Below are 15,626 nucleotides of genomic sequence, written 5' to 3'. Positions count from 1 at the left end.
CGCCTGCAGCGGCTCGGGGCGCCGCCCCGAGCCGCTGCAGGCGGTGGCGGGCGAGATCGAGGCCAAGGGCCGGCGCGCGCTGGCGCAGCCGACCGATATCGGAGACGAGGCCTCGGTGATCGAATTGTTTCGCCGCGTCGAGGAGACGTTCGGCCGCCTCGACGTGCTGTTCAACAATGCCGGCATCGGCGCGCCGCCGGTCGAGCTCGACGAACTGCCCGTCGCGACCTGGAAGGCGGTGGTCGACACCAACCTCACCGGCGCCTTCCTGTGCACCCAGGGCGCGTTCCGGCTGATGAAGAAGCAGCAGCCGCGCGGCGGGCGCATCATCAACAACGGCTCGATCTCGGCCCATGTCCCGCGGCCGTTCTCCGCGCCCTACACCGCCACCAAGCACGCGATCACGGGCCTCACCCGCTCGACCTCGCTGGACGGGCGCGCCCACGACATCGCCTGCGGCCAGGTCGATATCGGCAACGCCGCCACCGACATGACCGTGCGGATGCAGGCCGGCGTGCCCCAGCCCGACGGCTCGACCCGGCCCGAGCCGACCATGGACGCCAAGCACGTCGCCGACGCGGTGGTCTACATGGCGAGCCTGCCGCTCGACGCCAACGTGCAGTTCATGACCGTGATGGCGACCAAGATGCCGTTCATCGGCCGCGGCTGAGGCGAGGGCAGGGGCTTCCGGAACGGGGGGCTTCCGCACCCGCGGCCTCTGGCCCTGCGACGCCGGCTTGGGGTAGAGAGGCGGCGCGGGCGCCGACGAAAGGCGCCCGTGCGTCCCCGTACGGGGATCATCCTCCCTCACCGACGACCGGGCCGCTGGCGGACCCGCGACAGATCCCCGGGTCCGGGCTAGACACCTCCCATGCTGATGCAGACAGACGCCCCGCGCGCCCCCGCCGATCCGGTCGCCCGGCGCCGCACCTTCGCGATCATCTCGCACCCGGATGCCGGCAAGACCACGCTGACCGAGAAGCTGCTCTTGTTCGGCGGCGCGATCCAGCTCGCCGGCGAGGTCAAGGCCAAGCGCAACCGCGTCTCGACCCGCTCGGACTGGATGGGCATCGAGAAGGAGCGCGGCATCTCGGTCGTCACCTCGGTGATGACCTTCGAGTACGGCGACTGCGTCTTCAACCTGCTCGACACGCCGGGCCACGAGGACTTCTCGGAGGACACCTACCGGACGCTGACCGCGGTCGATTCCGCCGTGATGGTGATCGACGCGGCCAAGGGCATCGAGGCGCGCACCCGCAAGCTGTTCGAGGTCTGCCGCCTGCGCGACATCCCGATCGTCACCTTCGTCAACAAGCTCGACCGGGAATCCCGCGACCCCTTCGACCTCCTCGACGAGATCGAGAAGACGCTCGCCCTCGACGTCGCGCCGGTCACCTGGCCGATCGGGCGCGGCCGGAGCTTTGCCGGCACCTACGACCTGCTGCGGCGGCGCGTCCGCCGGCTCGACGCGGCCGACGATGCCGGCACCGTGCCGGTCTCCGGGATCGACGACCCGCTCTTCGACGACTTGCTGCCGGAGGCCGGCGACGCCGCGACCTGGCGCGAGGAGGCCGAGCTGGCCGAGGGCGGCTGCAAGCCGTTCGACCTCGAGGCGTTCCGCGAGGGCCACCTGACCCCGGTGTTCTTCGGCAGCGCCCTGCGCAATTTCGGCGTGCGCGACCTGATCGACGGGCTCGCCGAGGTGGCCCCCCCGCCGCGCGGCCAGGACGCCGACACCCGGGCGGTCGCCCCGACCGAGCCGAAGATGACCGGGTTCGTGTTCAAGATCCAGGCGAACATGGACCCGAACCATCGGGACCGCATCGCCTTCATGCGGGTCTGCTCCGGCAAGCTCAGCCGCGGCATGAAGGCGCGGCTGGTGCGCACCGGCAAGCCGATCTCGCTCTCCTCGCCGCAATTCTTCTTCGCCCAGGACCGGGCGATCGCGGACGAGGCCTATGCGGGCGACGTCGTCGGCATCCCCAACCACGGCACCCTGCGCATCGGCGACACGCTCACCGAGGGCGAGGAGCTGGTCTTCCGCGGCGTGCCGAGCTTCGCTCCCGAGATCCTGCGCCGGATCAAGCTCACCGACGCGATGAAGGCCAAGAAGCTGCGCGAGGCCTTGCAGCAGATGGCCGAGGAGGGCGTGGTGCAGCTCTTCCTGCCCCAGGACGGATCGGGCGCCATCGTCGGCGTCGTCGGCGCGCTGCAGCTCGACGTGCTGAAGGAGCGGCTCCAGGCGGAGTACGGCCTGCCGATCGACTACGAGCCGACCCGCTTCACCATCTGCCGCTGGATCGAGGCGGAGGACCAGGCCGAGCTCGACAAGTTCATCGGTTCGCACGGCTCGTCGATGGCGAGCGACCTCGACGGAGCACCGGTCTACATGGCGACCACGGGCTTCTCGCTCAAATACGAGGAGGACCGGGCGCCGGCGATCCGCTTCACCGACGTCAAGGACTACCAGAAGCGGCGGGCGTGAGGATGGTCCGGCGCGGCCCCGGGCGGGGCGGCGCCGGGTTCAGAACTTGCCGAGCAGCGGGAAGTCGACGTTGAGGCTGGAGAGCGGGCCGACCGGGGTCTCGCGCTTGCGCGGCCGGCCGTTGAGCACCTGCTTGAGCTTGGTCTTCAGGAGCGAGAGGTCGAACGGCTTGAGGATGAAGGCGTCCGCCCCGGCGAGGTGGGCGACGTTGATGTCCTCGAAGCTGAACGAGGTCTCGGTCAGGATGAACGGCGTGTTGTGCAGCGTGTCGTCGGCCCGGATCTCGCGCAGGAGCTGGATCCCGTCCATCGGCTCCATGTCGAGGTCGGAGATCACCAGGCCGTAGCGCTTGGTGCGCAGCTGCTCCAGCGCCTGCGGCCCGTCGGTCACGCCCTCGACCTCCGGGAAGCCGAGGCGGTTCATCAGCTCGGTGACGAGGCGGACGAGTTTGGCCTGGTCGTCGACGATCAGGATCGGGGGTGCTTCGCTCATCGGGATCAGCCAGCGGGTTGGGTTTCATGACGGGCCGTCGGGGGCTCCCGGCGGCGCTTAGACGAACAGATGGTCGATACCCTGCTTGGCCATCGTGTCGGCCTGGAGAGCCTGGGCCAGCGCGTGGATCGTGCTCGCCTTCGGGGTGCCGCGCTGGAGCATCGGCGCCAGGTTGGCCTTCTGGAACAGGGCGTCGTTGGTCGCGGTGCGCAGGACGTAGGCGAACGACGTCACGAACTCGCGCTTGGCGATCTCGCGCCACTCGACGATGTGCACGTCGCGGTGGCGGGAATCTCCGCCGATCCGCTGGAAGGTGTCCTGCACCGACATCCGTTCCCCCTCGAGGATCTGGATGAAGTAGCCCTGATCCACGATCAGCAGGCTGGTGATCACCGAGAACTCGTTCTTCTTCTGTGCGTGCCGGGCGATCTCGTTGATCTGGCGCAGGCGCGCGGCCGGATCGGCGGAGAGCTGAGCCCGCGAGAAGTAGATCAGGTGAATGAGGCTGCTTCGCTTGCTCGTTCGCATATCCTGGGGCCCAGCACCGTCCAGACATGCAGCTAAGGGCAAGAGGTTCAACAGCACGTAAACGTCATGCCCCCTGTCCCACGGCAGATTTTGCCGGACGGCGCCGGCCGGGCCCGGCGGGTTTTGCCGCCCCACCCCTCTGCATTCCAGTGAAATCAAGGACTTGGCCGTGGCACGCGGCTTGCGGATCATCCCCCGAATGACCTTGGCGGGACGGAGCCCTGGGTAAGATGGACGTTTTCGGCGCGCTTCAGACCTCGGTGTCGGGCCTCAAGGCCCAGGCCTTCAGCCTCGAGAACATCTCGGGCAACATCGCGAATTCCCAGACCGTCGGCTACAAGCGGATCGACACCGACTTCGTCGACATGCTGACCGAGCGGCCGACCAAGCAGCAGGCCGCCGGCGGCGTCGCGGCGTTCTCGCAGCTGACCAACAACCTGCAGGGCGGCGTGGCGTCGACCGGCGTCGCCACCAACATGGCGCTCAGCGGCGACGGCTTCTTCACGGTGCAGACCAAGGGCAGCGACGCGGGCGGCAGCCCGGTCTTCTCGGCCAACAACCTCTATACCCGCCGCGGCGACTTCGCGGTGGACCGCGACGGCTACCTCGTCAACGGCGCCGGGGCCTACCTGACGGGCCAGAGCCTCGACCCGGCGACCGGCGTCTCGACCGGCAGCGGCCCGATCAAGATCGCCGGCACCTCCCTGCCGGCCAAGGCCACGACGAGCATCTCCTACGCCGCCAACCTGCCGAGCACCCCGGCCACCGCCTCGGGCTCGGCGCTGCTGGGCACGCTGCCGGGTGGCGACGCCCGGGTGCTCTCCGGCACCGCGGCGACCGCTCCGTCGGTGGCGGCCTCCGACACCGCCGCCTTCGTCAAGTCCAGCGTCGCCGGCGGCGAGCTCACGGCCTATTCGGGCACCGGCTCCCCGGTGAGCCTGCAGATGCGCTGGGCCAAGGTCGCTGATGCCGACGCCGCGGCCGGCACCAGCGGCACCTGGAACCTGTACTACGCCGACCAGACCGCCACCGGGACCTCCGCCGGCACCTGGAAGAATGTCGGCACCGCCTTCACCTTCAACGGCAGCGGCCAGCTCACCGCGCCGACCGGGACCAGCCTCAGCATCCCGGACGTGACGGTGAACGGCACCAAGCTCGGCGCGGTGGCACTCGATTTCGGCACCGGCGGCCTCACCCAGTACGGCTCGGCGGCCGGCGAGGTCACCACCAACACCCTGCAGCAGAACGGCTACGCCGCCGGCACCCTGAATTCGCTGGCGGTGACGAGCGACGGCAAGCTCACCGGCACCTATTCCAACGGCAACAGCGTGGCGCTGGCCCAGGTCGGGGTGGCCCGCTTCAACGCGCCCAACAGCCTCAAGGCGGTCTCGGGCGGCAACTACGCCGAGACGGCGGAATCCGGCGGCCCGCTCGCCGGGCTCGCCGGCGGCACGATCATCGGCGGCAACGTCGAGCAGTCGAACACCGACACCGCGGGCGAGTTCTCGAAGCTCATCGTCACCCAGCAGGCCTACTCGGCCAACACCCGGGTGATGTCGACCGCCCAGCAGATGATGTCCGACCTCATCAACGTGATCCGCTGACGGCGGCTCACCTCGGTTCCGTACCGGCCCCGGCCGGCCGCACGACGCGGCCCGGCCGGGCCCGACCCGCCCGCCCGCGAGCGGCCGGAGCGCGGCGCGGTCCCGATCGGGGGCGCGGCATCCCGGCCCTTCTCCCGCCTACCCGGATCAGACCGATGTCCCTCAACGCCCTCAACACCGCGACCGCCGGACTGCAGGTGACGCAGGCGGCGATCGGCCTCGTCTCGCAGAACGTCGCCAATGCGGGCACCGCCGGCTACGTCAAGCGCAGCCTCACGTCGGTCTCGACCCTCGGGAATTCCGGCGTCGCGACGGGGACGATCGGCCGGACCCTCGACGCGGTCTCGCTCAAGCAGCTGCGGCTCGAGACCGCCGGGGCGGCCTATACCGGGCTCTCGGCCAAGGTGCAGGGCCAGCTCGACGCGCTCTACGGCACGCCCGGGACCCCCTCCGCCCTCGACGGGGTGATGAACGCCTTCGCCCAGTCGCTCCAGGCGCTGGCGACCGACCCGACCTCCGCCGCCTCCCGGGCGAGCGCAGTGAGCGCGGCCAAGACCGTCGCCACCACCGTCTCGGGCATCGCGCAGGGCGTGCAGGACCTGCGCAGCGGCCTCGAATCGCAGCTCGGCAACGACGTGTCGGCCGCCAGCACGCTGCTCGCCCGGGTCGCCTCGCTCAACGGCAAGATCGCCGGGGCCTCGAAGACCGAGCCCGCCACCGCCGATCTTCTCGACCAGCGCGACCAGGCGATCAACACGCTGTCGCAATACCTCGACGTCAAGGTGAACGCGCAGTCCGACGGCTCGGTCTCCCTGCTCACCGCTTCGGGCGCGACCCTCGTCGACCACGGCGCCGCCGCGAGCCTCGCCTTCGACGGCCGCGGCGCCCTGACGCCTCAAGCGCAGTATGCGGCCGATCCGAAGACCCGCGGCGTCGGCACCGTGACGGCGACGACGCCGGCCGGCGCCACGATCGACCTCGTCGCCACCGGGGCGATCCGCTCCGGCTCGATCGCCGCCGCGGTCTCCTTGCGCGACGACACCCTGGTCCAGGCCCAGCGCCAGCTCGACGACCTCGCGGGCGGCCTGTCGCGGGCGCTGAGCGACCGTCCGGCGACGGGGACCGCGGCCTCCGCGAACGGGCTCTCGGGCTTCGACATCGACCTCACCGGGCTCCAGGCCGGCAACGCCGTGACCCTCGGCGTGCGCAACGCCGCCGGGGTCGGCCGCAACCTGATCCTGATGCCGACGAACGGCGCGGCGCCCGACCCGATCGACCCGGGGCTCACCGACGATCCGACCGCCCTCGTCGTCCCGGTCGACATCTCGGGCGGGTCCTCGACCTTCGCGGCCCAGATCGGCGCGGCGCTCGGCGCCGGCTTCAGCGTGTCGGGCACGCCCGGCGGCACGGCCGGCGCGGTGCGCATCCTGTCGGACCCGTCCGCCCTGGCGCTCACGGGAGCGAGCGCCTCCGTCACCGTGCCGACGAGCGCCGCCGACACGAAGGCCGGCAGCGGCCAGCTCGCGCTGTTCGTCGATGCCGGGACCGGCGGCGGCGTGTTCACCGGCTCCTTCGAGGGCGGCTCGCACCTGACGGGCTTCGCCCAGCGCCTCGCCGTCAACCCGGCGGTCGCGGCGGATTCCGCCACGATGGTGGACTACGCCGCCTCGACCGCGGCGGGCGACACCGCCCGGCCCCGCGCCCTCGCGGACGCGCTGACCACCCGGACCCTGACCTTCTCGGCGGCGAGCGGCGTCGGCGGCGTCAGCGCCCCGCGGGCGGCCACGGTGGTCGGGTTCACCCAGTCGGTGATCGATGCCCGCGGTGCCGCCAGCGCCGAGGCCCAGCAGCTCGACGAAGGGCAGCAGATCGCCCTGTCCTCGGCCCAGAGCCGCTTCGGCAAGGAATCCGGGGTCAGCGTGGACGAGGAGATGTCCAAGCTGATCCAGCTCCAGACCGCCTACAGCGCCAATGCCCGGGTGCTGACGGCCGCCCGCGACATGCTCGACACCCTGCTCCGGATCTGACGAGGAACGCCCGCGATGACCATCGCCCCCTTCGCGGCCGGCAGCGCCGCCGCCGACCTCAACACCCGCCGCCTCGTCGCCATGAAGGCGTCGCTCGGCACGCTCTCGAACCAGCTCTCCACCGGCCGGACCGCCGAGACCTACGGAGGCCTCGGCAGCGGGCGCACCCAGAGCCTCGCCGCCCGCGCCCAGATCGGCGCCCTCGACGGCTACATCGCGGCGGCCGGCACCGGCGCGAACCGGGTCGCGCTCGCGACCGCCAGCGTGCAGCAGGTCGCGACCCTGGGCTCCACCGCCTATAGCGGCCTCGTCGGCGCCCAGGCGAGCTCCGGCGCCGCGGGCCGTCCCCTCCTGCAGCAGAGCGCGGCGGGACAGCTCGGCGGCGTCCTCGACGCCCTCAACCAGAGCGACGGCCGCCAGTACATCCTGGGCGGCCGGGTCACCGACCGGCCCCCGGTCGAGACCGAGAGCCGCATCCTCGACGGCGATTCCGAGGCCGGCCTCGACGGGGTCAAGGCGGTGATCGCCGAGCGCCAATCCGCCGATCTCGGTGCCGGCACGACGAAGACCGGGCGGCTCGACCTCTCGGCCGCGGGCGCGGCCGTGAGCCTGTCGGAGAGCGCCAGCGCCGGGGTGCGGGAGAATTTTGGCTTCACCCTCGGCCGCGTCGTCAGCTCGAACCCGGGCGGCCTCTCGGTCGCCCTCACGGCGGCCCAGCCCTCGACCGCGACCCTGTCCTTCACGAGCCAGCCGCGGGACGGCGACATCGTGCGGGTGACGGTCCGCAACGCCGACGGCAGCCAGGGCTTCGTCGACCTCACCGCCCGGACGGCGGGAGCCGTGGGGGACGACACCTTCGCGATCGGCGCCGATGCGGCAACAAGCGCCCAGAACCTCACCGCGGCGCTCGCCGGCAAGTCCTTCGATGGCAAGTCCTTCACCGGCAAGGCCGTGGTCGGTGCCCAGAGCGCGAACCCGCCGGGTGCGGCCGTAGCGCTCTCGGGTGGCACCCCGGCCTCGGCCAGCGTCACGGTCGGGACCGGGCTCGCGGCCGGCGACAGCCTCCAGGTCACGGTGGGCCTGCGCGACGGCACCAGCAAGACCCTGAGCCTGACGGCCGGCGACGGCACCAAGACCGGCTCCTTCGCGATCGGGGCGACCCCCGCCGCCACCGCCGCCAACCTGTCGGCGGCGCTCGCGACCGCGCTCGATTCCACCGCCCGGACCGACCTCGCGGCGAGCTCCGCCGTGCGGGCGGCGAACGATTTCTTCGCCGGCTCCTCCTCGCCGGGCCTGAACCCGCGCCGGGTCGCGACCGATGCCGACGGCAACGCCACCGGCTTCGTCGCCGACCCGAGCGGCCGCACCGTGATCTGGTACAAAGGCGACGACACCTCCGCCGATCCGCGTCGGACCGCGACCGTGCCGGTCTCCCGCGACCAGTCGGTGGGGATCGGCGTCCAGGCCAACGAGGCGGCCTTCCGCGCGACGCTGAGCGGCCTCGCGGTCCTCGCCACCACGTCGTTCGGCGGCACCGAGACGGACACCCCCCGGTTCGACGCCTATTCGGCCCGGGTGCAGGCCCAGCTGCGGCCCGGCGACGGCCAGCCCTCGGTGCAGGGCATCGCCTCCGAGCTGAGCCTCGCCTCGGTGCAGATCGCCACCCAGAAGACCCAGAACACCGCCACCAAGTCGATGCTGGAGAAGACGGTCGACGGCGTCGAGACGGTCTCGACCGAGGAGACGGCGGCCAAGCTCCTCAGCCTGCAGAACCAGCTCCAGGCGAGCTACCAGGCGACCTCGATGCTCTCGAAGCTGTCGCTGACGAACTACCTGTAGCGACGCAGAACCCGTTCGACCTGATCGGCATAATTTATCCCACACGCAACCTCATCTTGAGGTGTTAGGCGATCGAAAATCGACTGACCTTGAAGGAGGGCTCCAGAAATCTCCGAGATCCCTGGAGCCCTCCTTCGAGGCTCACTCCGTTCGCACCTCAGGATGAGGTAGGAGAATGGGATGTAAAAATCCCGTTTTCATTGTGTCGTCGCAAATCAAACCGGCTCTAAAATGTAAACCAACAGGCTATCACACCTCGTCCCTCTCCTCCCGCGCCCGCGCGAGTACGAGATCCGTGAAGATCCGCGCGTGCGGCATCTCCGGGGCCGGCTGGCGCACCAGGGTCATCGGGGCGAGCGGGGCCGGGCCCGAGATGGCGCGATAGCGCACGCCCTCGGTGGCCAGCCGCGCCATCGAGCGCGGCACGATGGCGAGCGCGATGCCGGTGGCGACGAGGTTGACCACCGAGGCGAGCTGCGGCGCGTTCTGGGCGATGCGGGGCGAGAAGCCCGCCGCCGCGCAGGCCGCCATGATGCCGTCGTAGAGCGCCCGGCCGTTGCGGCGCGGATAGACGATGAAGCCCTCCGTCGAGAGGGCCGCCAGGTTCACCGGGCCGGTCTCGGCGGCGAGCCGGTGGGTCGCGGGCAAAGCCACCACCATCGGCTCGTCGAACAGGTGGCGGGCCCACAATTCATCCACCTCGCCCTCGCCGGGGCGCATGAAGGCGACGTCGACCCGGCCGGCCCGGAAGGCGGCGAGCAGGCTCGCGGTCGTCTCCTCGAGAAGCTCGACCTGCACGTCCGGATAGGCGCTGCGGTAGTCGCGGATCGTCCGGGTCACGAGCGGGTGGAACGAGGCCGAGGAGGTGAAGCCGATGCGGATCTCTCCGACGTCGCCGGTCGCGATGCGCAGGGCCCGGGTCTTCGCGGCGTCGACGGCGGCGAGCACCGCCCGGGCATCGTCCGCGAAGGCGCGGCCCGGCTCGGTCAGCGCCACGCCGCGCGACAGGCGCTGGAGGAGCGCGGTACCGATCTCGGTCTCGAGGCTCTTGATCTGGTGGCTCAGCGCCGGCTGTGCGATGTTCAGCCGCTCCGCCGCCCGGGTGATGCTGAGATCGTCGGCCACCGCGACGAAGTAGCGAAGATGGCGAAGCTCCATCGCGCCGGTTTCCCCCTGACTCCCGGCCTTCGCCGACACTGCCGGACTCGTGTCCGTCAGCCCTACGATAGCCGAGGTCCGGGGGGATGGCATGGGGCGCGGATGGCTTAAGGGTTATCCGCGCGGCACGGTGTCCCGCACCGACGGGCGGTCGGCTTGCGCATCCCGGAAGGCCGCGACCGTGGGGCAGAGCGAGCGCCAGTCCCGGTCGGGGAAGCGGAACACCAGGTAGTCGAGCGCCGTGATCGCGGCGATCGCCGGCAGGCCGAAGGACCCGCCGCTCTCCGGGAAGGCCGTATCGAGGCGCCGCAAGCCCTCCTGCATGGTGCGGAAGCGCTTCTGGCCGACGAGGCCGGTGTCGAAGTCCGGCGCCGACTTGCGGCCGATGATCACCGCCACCGCGGCGTCGAACACCCCGATCGCGACCCCGGCGGCCGAGAGCGCGGCGGGCCCGCCCGCCAGCACGGCCGGCATCGTGCCGACGGCGTCCAGGTGGGTGAGGATCAGGAGCGCCTCGGTCAGGCGCGCGCCGTCGTCGGTCACCAGCGTCGGGACGCGGCCCGCCGGGTTGGCGTCGAGGAAGGCCGGGTCGTCGGCCCAGGCATCGACGAAGGCGGTGTCGACCGTCTCGTTCAGGCCCTTCTCGATCAGCGCCATGCGGACGATGCGCACGAAGGGCGAGGTCGGGTTGGCGTAGAGCTTCATCGGGGAGCCTTCCGGTCAGCCGGCGGTGGTCAGGGGGCAGCCGCTCTTGTCGGCGGGAGTGAACAGTTTGTCCCCGGGGATCGTCTCAATGACGCGGTAGAGATCGGCCTTGCTCTTCGAATCCTTCGGGCTCTTCACTTCCACCAGCATCATGTCCATCACCACCCGGCCGTTCGCCTGGATGCGCGGGTTGCCGTAGAAGCCGTCGTCGATCGGCAGCTCCTTCATGGCCTTGTTGACGGCGCCGGCCTCGTCGGTGCCGGCCTTCTCGACGGCCCGCAGGTAGTGGCGCACCGAGGAATAGGCGGCGGCGTGGCCCATGGTCGGCACCACGTTGCCGTTGCGGGCCATCAGGCGCTTGGCCCAGGCGCGGCTGGCGTCGTTGGCGTCCCAGTAGAAGTTCACCGCCATGCGGATGCCCTGCGCCACGTCGAGGCCGAGCGCCACGGTGTTGTTGGTGAAGACCAGCATCGCCACCACCTTGGAGGTGATGCCGAATTCCCGCGCCTGCTTGATGGTGTTGACGAGGTCCGGCCCGGCATTGGCCAGCCCGATCACGTCGGCGCCCGACGACTGCGCCTGGATCAGCTGCGAGGACAGGTCGGTGGCCCCGAGCGGATGGCGGATCTCGCCGAGCACCTTGCCGCCGGCGGCCTTCACGGCCTTGCCGGCATCCGCCGCGAGCCCGTGGCCGAACACGTAGTCGGCGGTGATGAAGGTCCAGGTCTTGCCGCCGCTCTGCACCACGGCGCCCGCCACCGCGTTGGCGAGCTCGCCGGTCGAGGGCACCCACTGCGTGCCGTAGGGCGAGCAGCCGGGGCCGGAGAACTGCGAGGCGTAGCCGCCCGTCACCATCGTGGTGATCTTGCGCTCCTTGGCGTAGGCCTGGACGCCCAGCCCCACCGAGCTGGCGCCGCCGAGCACGAAGGCCGTGACGCCGCGCTGGTCGACGAGCTGGCGGGCGAGGCCCGACCCGATATCGGGCTTGTTCTGGTGGTCGACGCCGATCACCTCGATCGGCCGCCCCAGCACCTTGCCGCCGAAATCCTCCGCCGCCATCGTGGCGGCCAGCACCATGTTCGGGCCTCCGTTGCCGGAATACATCCCCGACAAATCCTCGATCACCCCGATGCGCAGCGGCGTCTCGGCGGAGAGAGCCGGAGCGGTGAGCGCCGTAGCCAACAGGCCGGCGACGGCGAGGCGGCGTGTCCAGGGCGTACGGGGCATGGCGTTTCCTCGGCAGGCGGCATCGGCCGGTCTCGCGCCCGTTCTCGGGCGTCGGGGCGATGCGTGTTGATCGCAACGGTATCGCGGGTCCGATCGATCGCCGTCCAATAGTTTGCGCGACGCCCCGCCATCGTTTCGCGATATGGCAAGTCCCGACCTCGGGTGTGACGCTCCGCCATCGTCGCCGGCTATGGCTCGCGCGCGATCTTTGTATTGGACGGCGTCCTCGTCCCCGGGCGACACCGCCGGCACGTTTCGCGAGGGCCCGAGGAGACAGGCGCCCCGCTCTCCGAGGAGATGCCCGCATGATCACCAGCTTCTATATGCCGACCCGGATCGTCTCGGGGAGCGGCGCGCTCGCCACCCTCGGCACGCTCGCCCGCGACCTGACGATGAGCCGGGTGCTGGTCGTCTCCGATCCGGTGATCTCGGCGCAGGGTTTCCACGCCGACGCGCTCGCGGCCCTCGCCGAGGCCGGCCTCGCCGTCTCGCGCTTCGACGAGTGCGGGATCGACGCGCGCTGCTCGCATATCGACGACCAGGGCGAGCGGGTGCGGCGCGATCGCATCGACGGCGTGGTGTGCATCGGCGGCGGCTCGGTGATGTGCACCGGCAAGGGCATCGCCATCGTGGCGACGAACCACAAGCCGATGGCGGAATGCACCGGCGTCGGGCAGTTCGACCGCAAGGCCCTGCCGATGATCATGGTGCCGACCACCGCCGGCTCCGGCTCGGAGGTGTCGCAATGGACCATCGTCAAGGACGAGGTGCGCCACCTCAAGCTCCTCGGCGGCGGTCCGTTGAGCTTCCCCGACGCCGCGATCCTCGACCCCGCAACCCTGCGTTCGCTGCCGATGCACGTCGCGGCCCTGCCGGCGGTCGACGCGCTGACCCACGGCGTGGAAGCGTATCTCAGCGGCATCGCCTCGCCGCTGACCGACGCGGTGGCGCTCGCTGCCGTGCGGCTCCAGGCGGCATCCCTGCGCGCCTCGATCAATTCCGACGACGACCGCGCGCGCGAGGACAACCTCGTGGCCTCCTGCATGGCCAACATCGCCTGCGGCAACGCCCGGCTCGGCCACGGCCACGCCCTGTCGCTGCCGCTCGAAGGGCATCTCGACCTGCCCCACCCCTACGGCGTCGGGGTGCTGCTGCCGCACGTCGTCACCTTCAACCTCGCGGTGCTGCCCGCCAAGGTGCGCCCCCTCGCCGAGGCTCTGGAGGTCGAGACCGCGGGCCTCTCACGCCAGGAGATGATCGAAGCGTGTGCCGATGCGATCCGGGCGCTCTACGCCGATATCGGATTCCCCACCCGCTTCACCCCCGAGCAATTGCCCCGCGACCGGGTACGCGAGATGGCGCAGCGCGCCGTGCCGGGCCTCTATGCCGGCATCGCCGCCAAGGATTTCGACCCGGCGAGCGCCAACGACCGCACGCTCATCGCCTGCCCGTCGGCGCGCAAGATGACGGTGAGGCAGGCGGAGGAGATTTTCGGGCTTTGCGTGGGGTAGGCCTTTCGAGGCTTTCTTGGGTCGACCGGTGTCCGGCAAGGCGCGAGGTCTCCTCTCCCCGCGGGCGGGGAGAGGCCTGAGCTCCGAAGGGGCTCGGGGAGCTGCGAACCGCAGGTTCGCCGCGAGGGTGAGGGGGTGTTTCCGGAGGAGCCTCCCTCGTCGACACCCCCTCACCCTTGCCCTTCGGGCTCGTCGCATCCCCTGAACGGGGACACGACCCTCTCCCCGCCCGCGGGGAGAGGAGAAAGCCCGCGTCCGGTCCTGTGGCCCCCATGCCCTGGCGCACCGGCCCGCCCCATGCTTCTCTGACCCCCGAACGGGAGGCCCGGCTCATGCGCGCGACATCGTTGATCCTGGCGGCCGCCGCTCTCGTCGCGGCCCTGCCGGCCCACGCCCTCGACATCCGCGACCTGCCCATCGCCAGGGCGCCCGAGACCTGCCCGCACGAGGGCCCGGGCTTCGTGCGGTTCACTCCCGGCGGTCCCTGCACGCGGATCAGCGGCCGGGTGCGGGCCGAGGTCGGCACGCCGGTGCCGGCGCGGCCCGGGGCCGGCCTCGACGGGATGGCCCGGGGCGTCGTCAGCGGCGCCGGCCAGGTCGCGATCGATACCCGCACGCAGACCGAGTACGGCCCGGCCCGGGCCTATCTCCGCCTCGGCACCGGGCGCTGAGGCACCCTCACAGGCTGCGCGAGAGCACCAGCGGCGCGCTGCGGCGGTGCCCGTAAGGGGAGGGGGCCTGGCGGCTGCCGTAGCCGCTCGGCTCGGCGTGGCGGTTGAGCTCGGTCGACAGGGTGCGCAGCAGCCCCTCCGAGACCGAGCGGGCGGTCGCCAGCACCGCCTGGTTGGCCGCCACCGCGTCCGAGAAGCGGCCATGGGCCTCGCGCAGGGCCGCGACGCCCTCGGGGGCGAAGCGGGCGAGCGCCACGGCGTTGGCCTTCACCGCCTGGAGGCCCTGCAGGTAGGCGCCGGCCAGCGCTGTCTTCTGCGGCGCCTCGGCCAGGCCCTCGGCGAGGCGCCCGACCCGGATGTGGTCGCTCTCGCGGGCGAGCAGCGCTTCGAGCGCCTGCATGGTGGTGAGCGTCTCGGCGACGAGGCGCGCGGCGGCCTCCGGATCGGCGATGCGGACCGGGGCGGGGCGGACGGCCTCAGACATTCGCGCCTCCCTGCATCCGCAGCATCTCGCGCATCACCTGGTCGCCGATGCCGATGCCGCCGCTCTGCACGATCGACTGGGCGTATTCCTTGTTGAGCATCGAGCGGTAGACGCCGCCGCCGGTGCCGTTCTCGCCGAGCGGGCCGTCGGTGCCCTGCGAGCGGTTGAGCACGTCGAGGCTCTGCTCCAGGAACATCGATTCGAAGTCCTTGGCGGTCTTCTGGATCTTCGCCTTGTCGGCGTTGGCCCCCTGCAGGGCGGAGCCGGCGGCCCCGGCGAGGGCCTGGCCGACCGCGAGGCCCGCGGAGGCGGCGAGGGAAGCGAGGGGAAGCATCGGCGTTCAGACCTCGTGTCGGGAGGGAAGGGCAGGAACGGGAGAGGAGGGGCGCAGGCTCACATCACCTCGATGTCGGCCTGGAGCGCGCCGGAGGCCTTGATCGCCTGGAGGATCGAGATCAGGTCGCGCGGGCCGATGCCGAGCGCGTTGAGCCCGTCGACGAGTTCGCGCAGGGTCACGCCCTCCTTGACCAGGGCGAGCTTGTTCTTCTCGCCGGCATCGACCTTGAGGGCGGTGCGCGGCACCACCACGGTCTCGCCGTTGGAGAACGGGGCCGGCTGGCTCACCTGCGGCTGCTCGGTGATGGTGACGGTGAGGTTGCCCTGCGCCACCGCCACGGTGGAGACCCGCACGTCGCGGCCCATCACGATGATGCCGGAGCGCTCGTCGATCACCACCCGGGCGGTCTGGTCGGGCTCCACCTTCAGCTGCTCGACCTCGGTCAGCAGCCGGATCATGTTGCCCTGGTAGCGCGGCGGGACCTGCAGGGTGACGGTGGAGGGGTCGGTCGGCTCGGCGGTGTCGGCACCCATGAAGTCGTTGATCGCCGCGGCGATC

The 15,626-nt window shown here is 71.2% G+C and carries 15 protein-coding genes; 7 read left to right on the top strand and 8 right to left on the bottom strand.

What is annotated here, in order from left to right:
* The coding region (locus tag QR78_RS28875) for an SDR family oxidoreductase (RefSeq protein WP_048431062.1) at positions 1-670 on the top strand (670 nt) is incomplete at its 5' end.
* A 201-nt stretch (positions 671-871) separates the two neighbouring features.
* A complete protein-coding gene (locus tag QR78_RS28870; RefSeq protein WP_048431061.1) occupies positions 872-2,485 on the top strand; it encodes a peptide chain release factor 3 in 1,614 nt (537 codons plus the stop codon).
* 39 nt (positions 2,486-2,524) lie between these two features.
* On the opposite strand, the gene QR78_RS28865 is transcribed toward QR78_RS28870, so the two are convergent.
* Positions 2,525-2,977 carry a response regulator gene (locus QR78_RS28865; protein ID WP_048431060.1) on the bottom strand — a complete coding sequence of 151 codons (453 nt, stop codon included), beginning with the start codon at positions 2,975-2,977 and terminating at the stop codon, positions 2,525-2,527.
* Positions 2,978-3,034: 57 nt separating this feature from the next.
* On the bottom strand, positions 3,035-3,505 hold the full coding sequence (locus QR78_RS28860) for a BLUF domain-containing protein (RefSeq protein WP_048431059.1): 471 nt from the start codon (positions 3,503-3,505) through the stop codon (positions 3,035-3,037).
* 230 nt (positions 3,506-3,735) lie between these two features.
* Here QR78_RS28860 and QR78_RS28855 point away from each other — a divergent pair, with 230 nt between their 5' ends.
* The 3 genes from QR78_RS28855 to QR78_RS28845 all read left to right on the top strand — a co-directional run bounded on the left by QR78_RS28855 (position 3,736) and on the right by QR78_RS28845 (position 8,975).
* Entirely contained in the window at positions 3,736-5,109 is a 1,374-nt protein-coding gene (locus tag QR78_RS28855; protein ID WP_048431058.1) for a flagellar hook protein FlgE, read from the top strand.
* A 155-nt stretch (positions 5,110-5,264) separates the two neighbouring features.
* Positions 5,265-7,136 carry a flagellar hook-associated protein FlgK gene (flgK, locus tag QR78_RS28850; RefSeq protein ID WP_048431057.1) on the top strand — a complete coding sequence of 624 codons (1,872 nt, stop codon included), beginning with the start codon at positions 5,265-5,267 and terminating at the stop codon, positions 7,134-7,136.
* A 15-nt stretch (positions 7,137-7,151) separates the two neighbouring features.
* Positions 7,152-8,975 carry a hypothetical protein gene (locus QR78_RS28845; RefSeq protein WP_048431056.1) on the top strand — a complete coding sequence of 608 codons (1,824 nt, stop codon included), beginning with the start codon at positions 7,152-7,154 and terminating at the stop codon, positions 8,973-8,975.
* A 249-nt stretch (positions 8,976-9,224) separates the two neighbouring features.
* Here QR78_RS28845 and QR78_RS28840 read toward each other — a convergent pair whose 3' ends face one another.
* The 3 genes from QR78_RS28840 to QR78_RS28830 all read right to left on the bottom strand — a co-directional run bounded on the left by QR78_RS28840 (position 9,225) and on the right by QR78_RS28830 (position 12,065).
* Positions 9,225-10,133, bottom strand: coding sequence for a LysR substrate-binding domain-containing protein (locus tag QR78_RS28840; protein WP_053221140.1), 909 nt, complete (start codon positions 10,131-10,133; stop codon positions 9,225-9,227).
* A 114-nt stretch (positions 10,134-10,247) separates the two neighbouring features.
* Complete coding sequence (locus QR78_RS28835) at positions 10,248-10,838, bottom strand: glutathione S-transferase family protein (RefSeq protein ID WP_048431055.1); 591 nt, start codon at positions 10,836-10,838, stop codon at positions 10,248-10,250.
* A gap of 15 nt (positions 10,839-10,853) precedes the next feature.
* Complete coding sequence (locus QR78_RS28830; protein WP_048431054.1) at positions 10,854-12,065, bottom strand: ABC transporter substrate-binding protein; 1,212 nt, start codon at positions 12,063-12,065, stop codon at positions 10,854-10,856.
* A gap of 305 nt (positions 12,066-12,370) precedes the next feature.
* Here QR78_RS28830 and QR78_RS28825 point away from each other — a divergent pair, with 305 nt between their 5' ends.
* Positions 12,371-13,576 carry an iron-containing alcohol dehydrogenase gene (locus tag QR78_RS28825; RefSeq protein WP_048431053.1) on the top strand — a complete coding sequence of 402 codons (1,206 nt, stop codon included), beginning with the start codon at positions 12,371-12,373 and terminating at the stop codon, positions 13,574-13,576.
* 332 nt (positions 13,577-13,908) lie between these two features.
* Entirely contained in the window at positions 13,909-14,247 is a 339-nt protein-coding gene (locus QR78_RS28820) for a porin family protein (RefSeq protein ID WP_048431063.1), read from the top strand.
* Between the two features lie 7 nt (positions 14,248-14,254).
* Here the strand turns inward: QR78_RS28820 and QR78_RS28815 are convergent, their stop codons facing one another.
* From QR78_RS28815 to QR78_RS28805, 3 genes are all read right to left on the bottom strand, one after another.
* Positions 14,255-14,731, bottom strand: coding sequence for a hypothetical protein (locus QR78_RS28815; protein WP_048431052.1), 477 nt, complete (start codon positions 14,729-14,731; stop codon positions 14,255-14,257).
* On the bottom strand, positions 14,724-15,065 hold the full coding sequence (locus QR78_RS28810) for a rod-binding protein (protein ID WP_048431051.1): 342 nt from the start codon (positions 15,063-15,065) through the stop codon (positions 14,724-14,726). Before QR78_RS28810 ends, QR78_RS28815 begins: the two co-directional genes overlap by 8 nt.
* 59 nt (positions 15,066-15,124) lie before the next feature.
* Positions 15,125-15,626, bottom strand: a 502-nt coding sequence (locus QR78_RS28805) for a flagellar basal body P-ring protein FlgI (RefSeq protein WP_048431050.1), incomplete at its 5' end; no start/stop codon positions are given.

Source organism: Methylobacterium indicum (assembly GCF_001043895.1).
Classification (GTDB): domain Bacteria; phylum Pseudomonadota; class Alphaproteobacteria; order Rhizobiales; family Beijerinckiaceae; genus Methylobacterium; species Methylobacterium indicum.
This window is presented reverse-complemented; position numbering and strand designations above follow the sequence as displayed.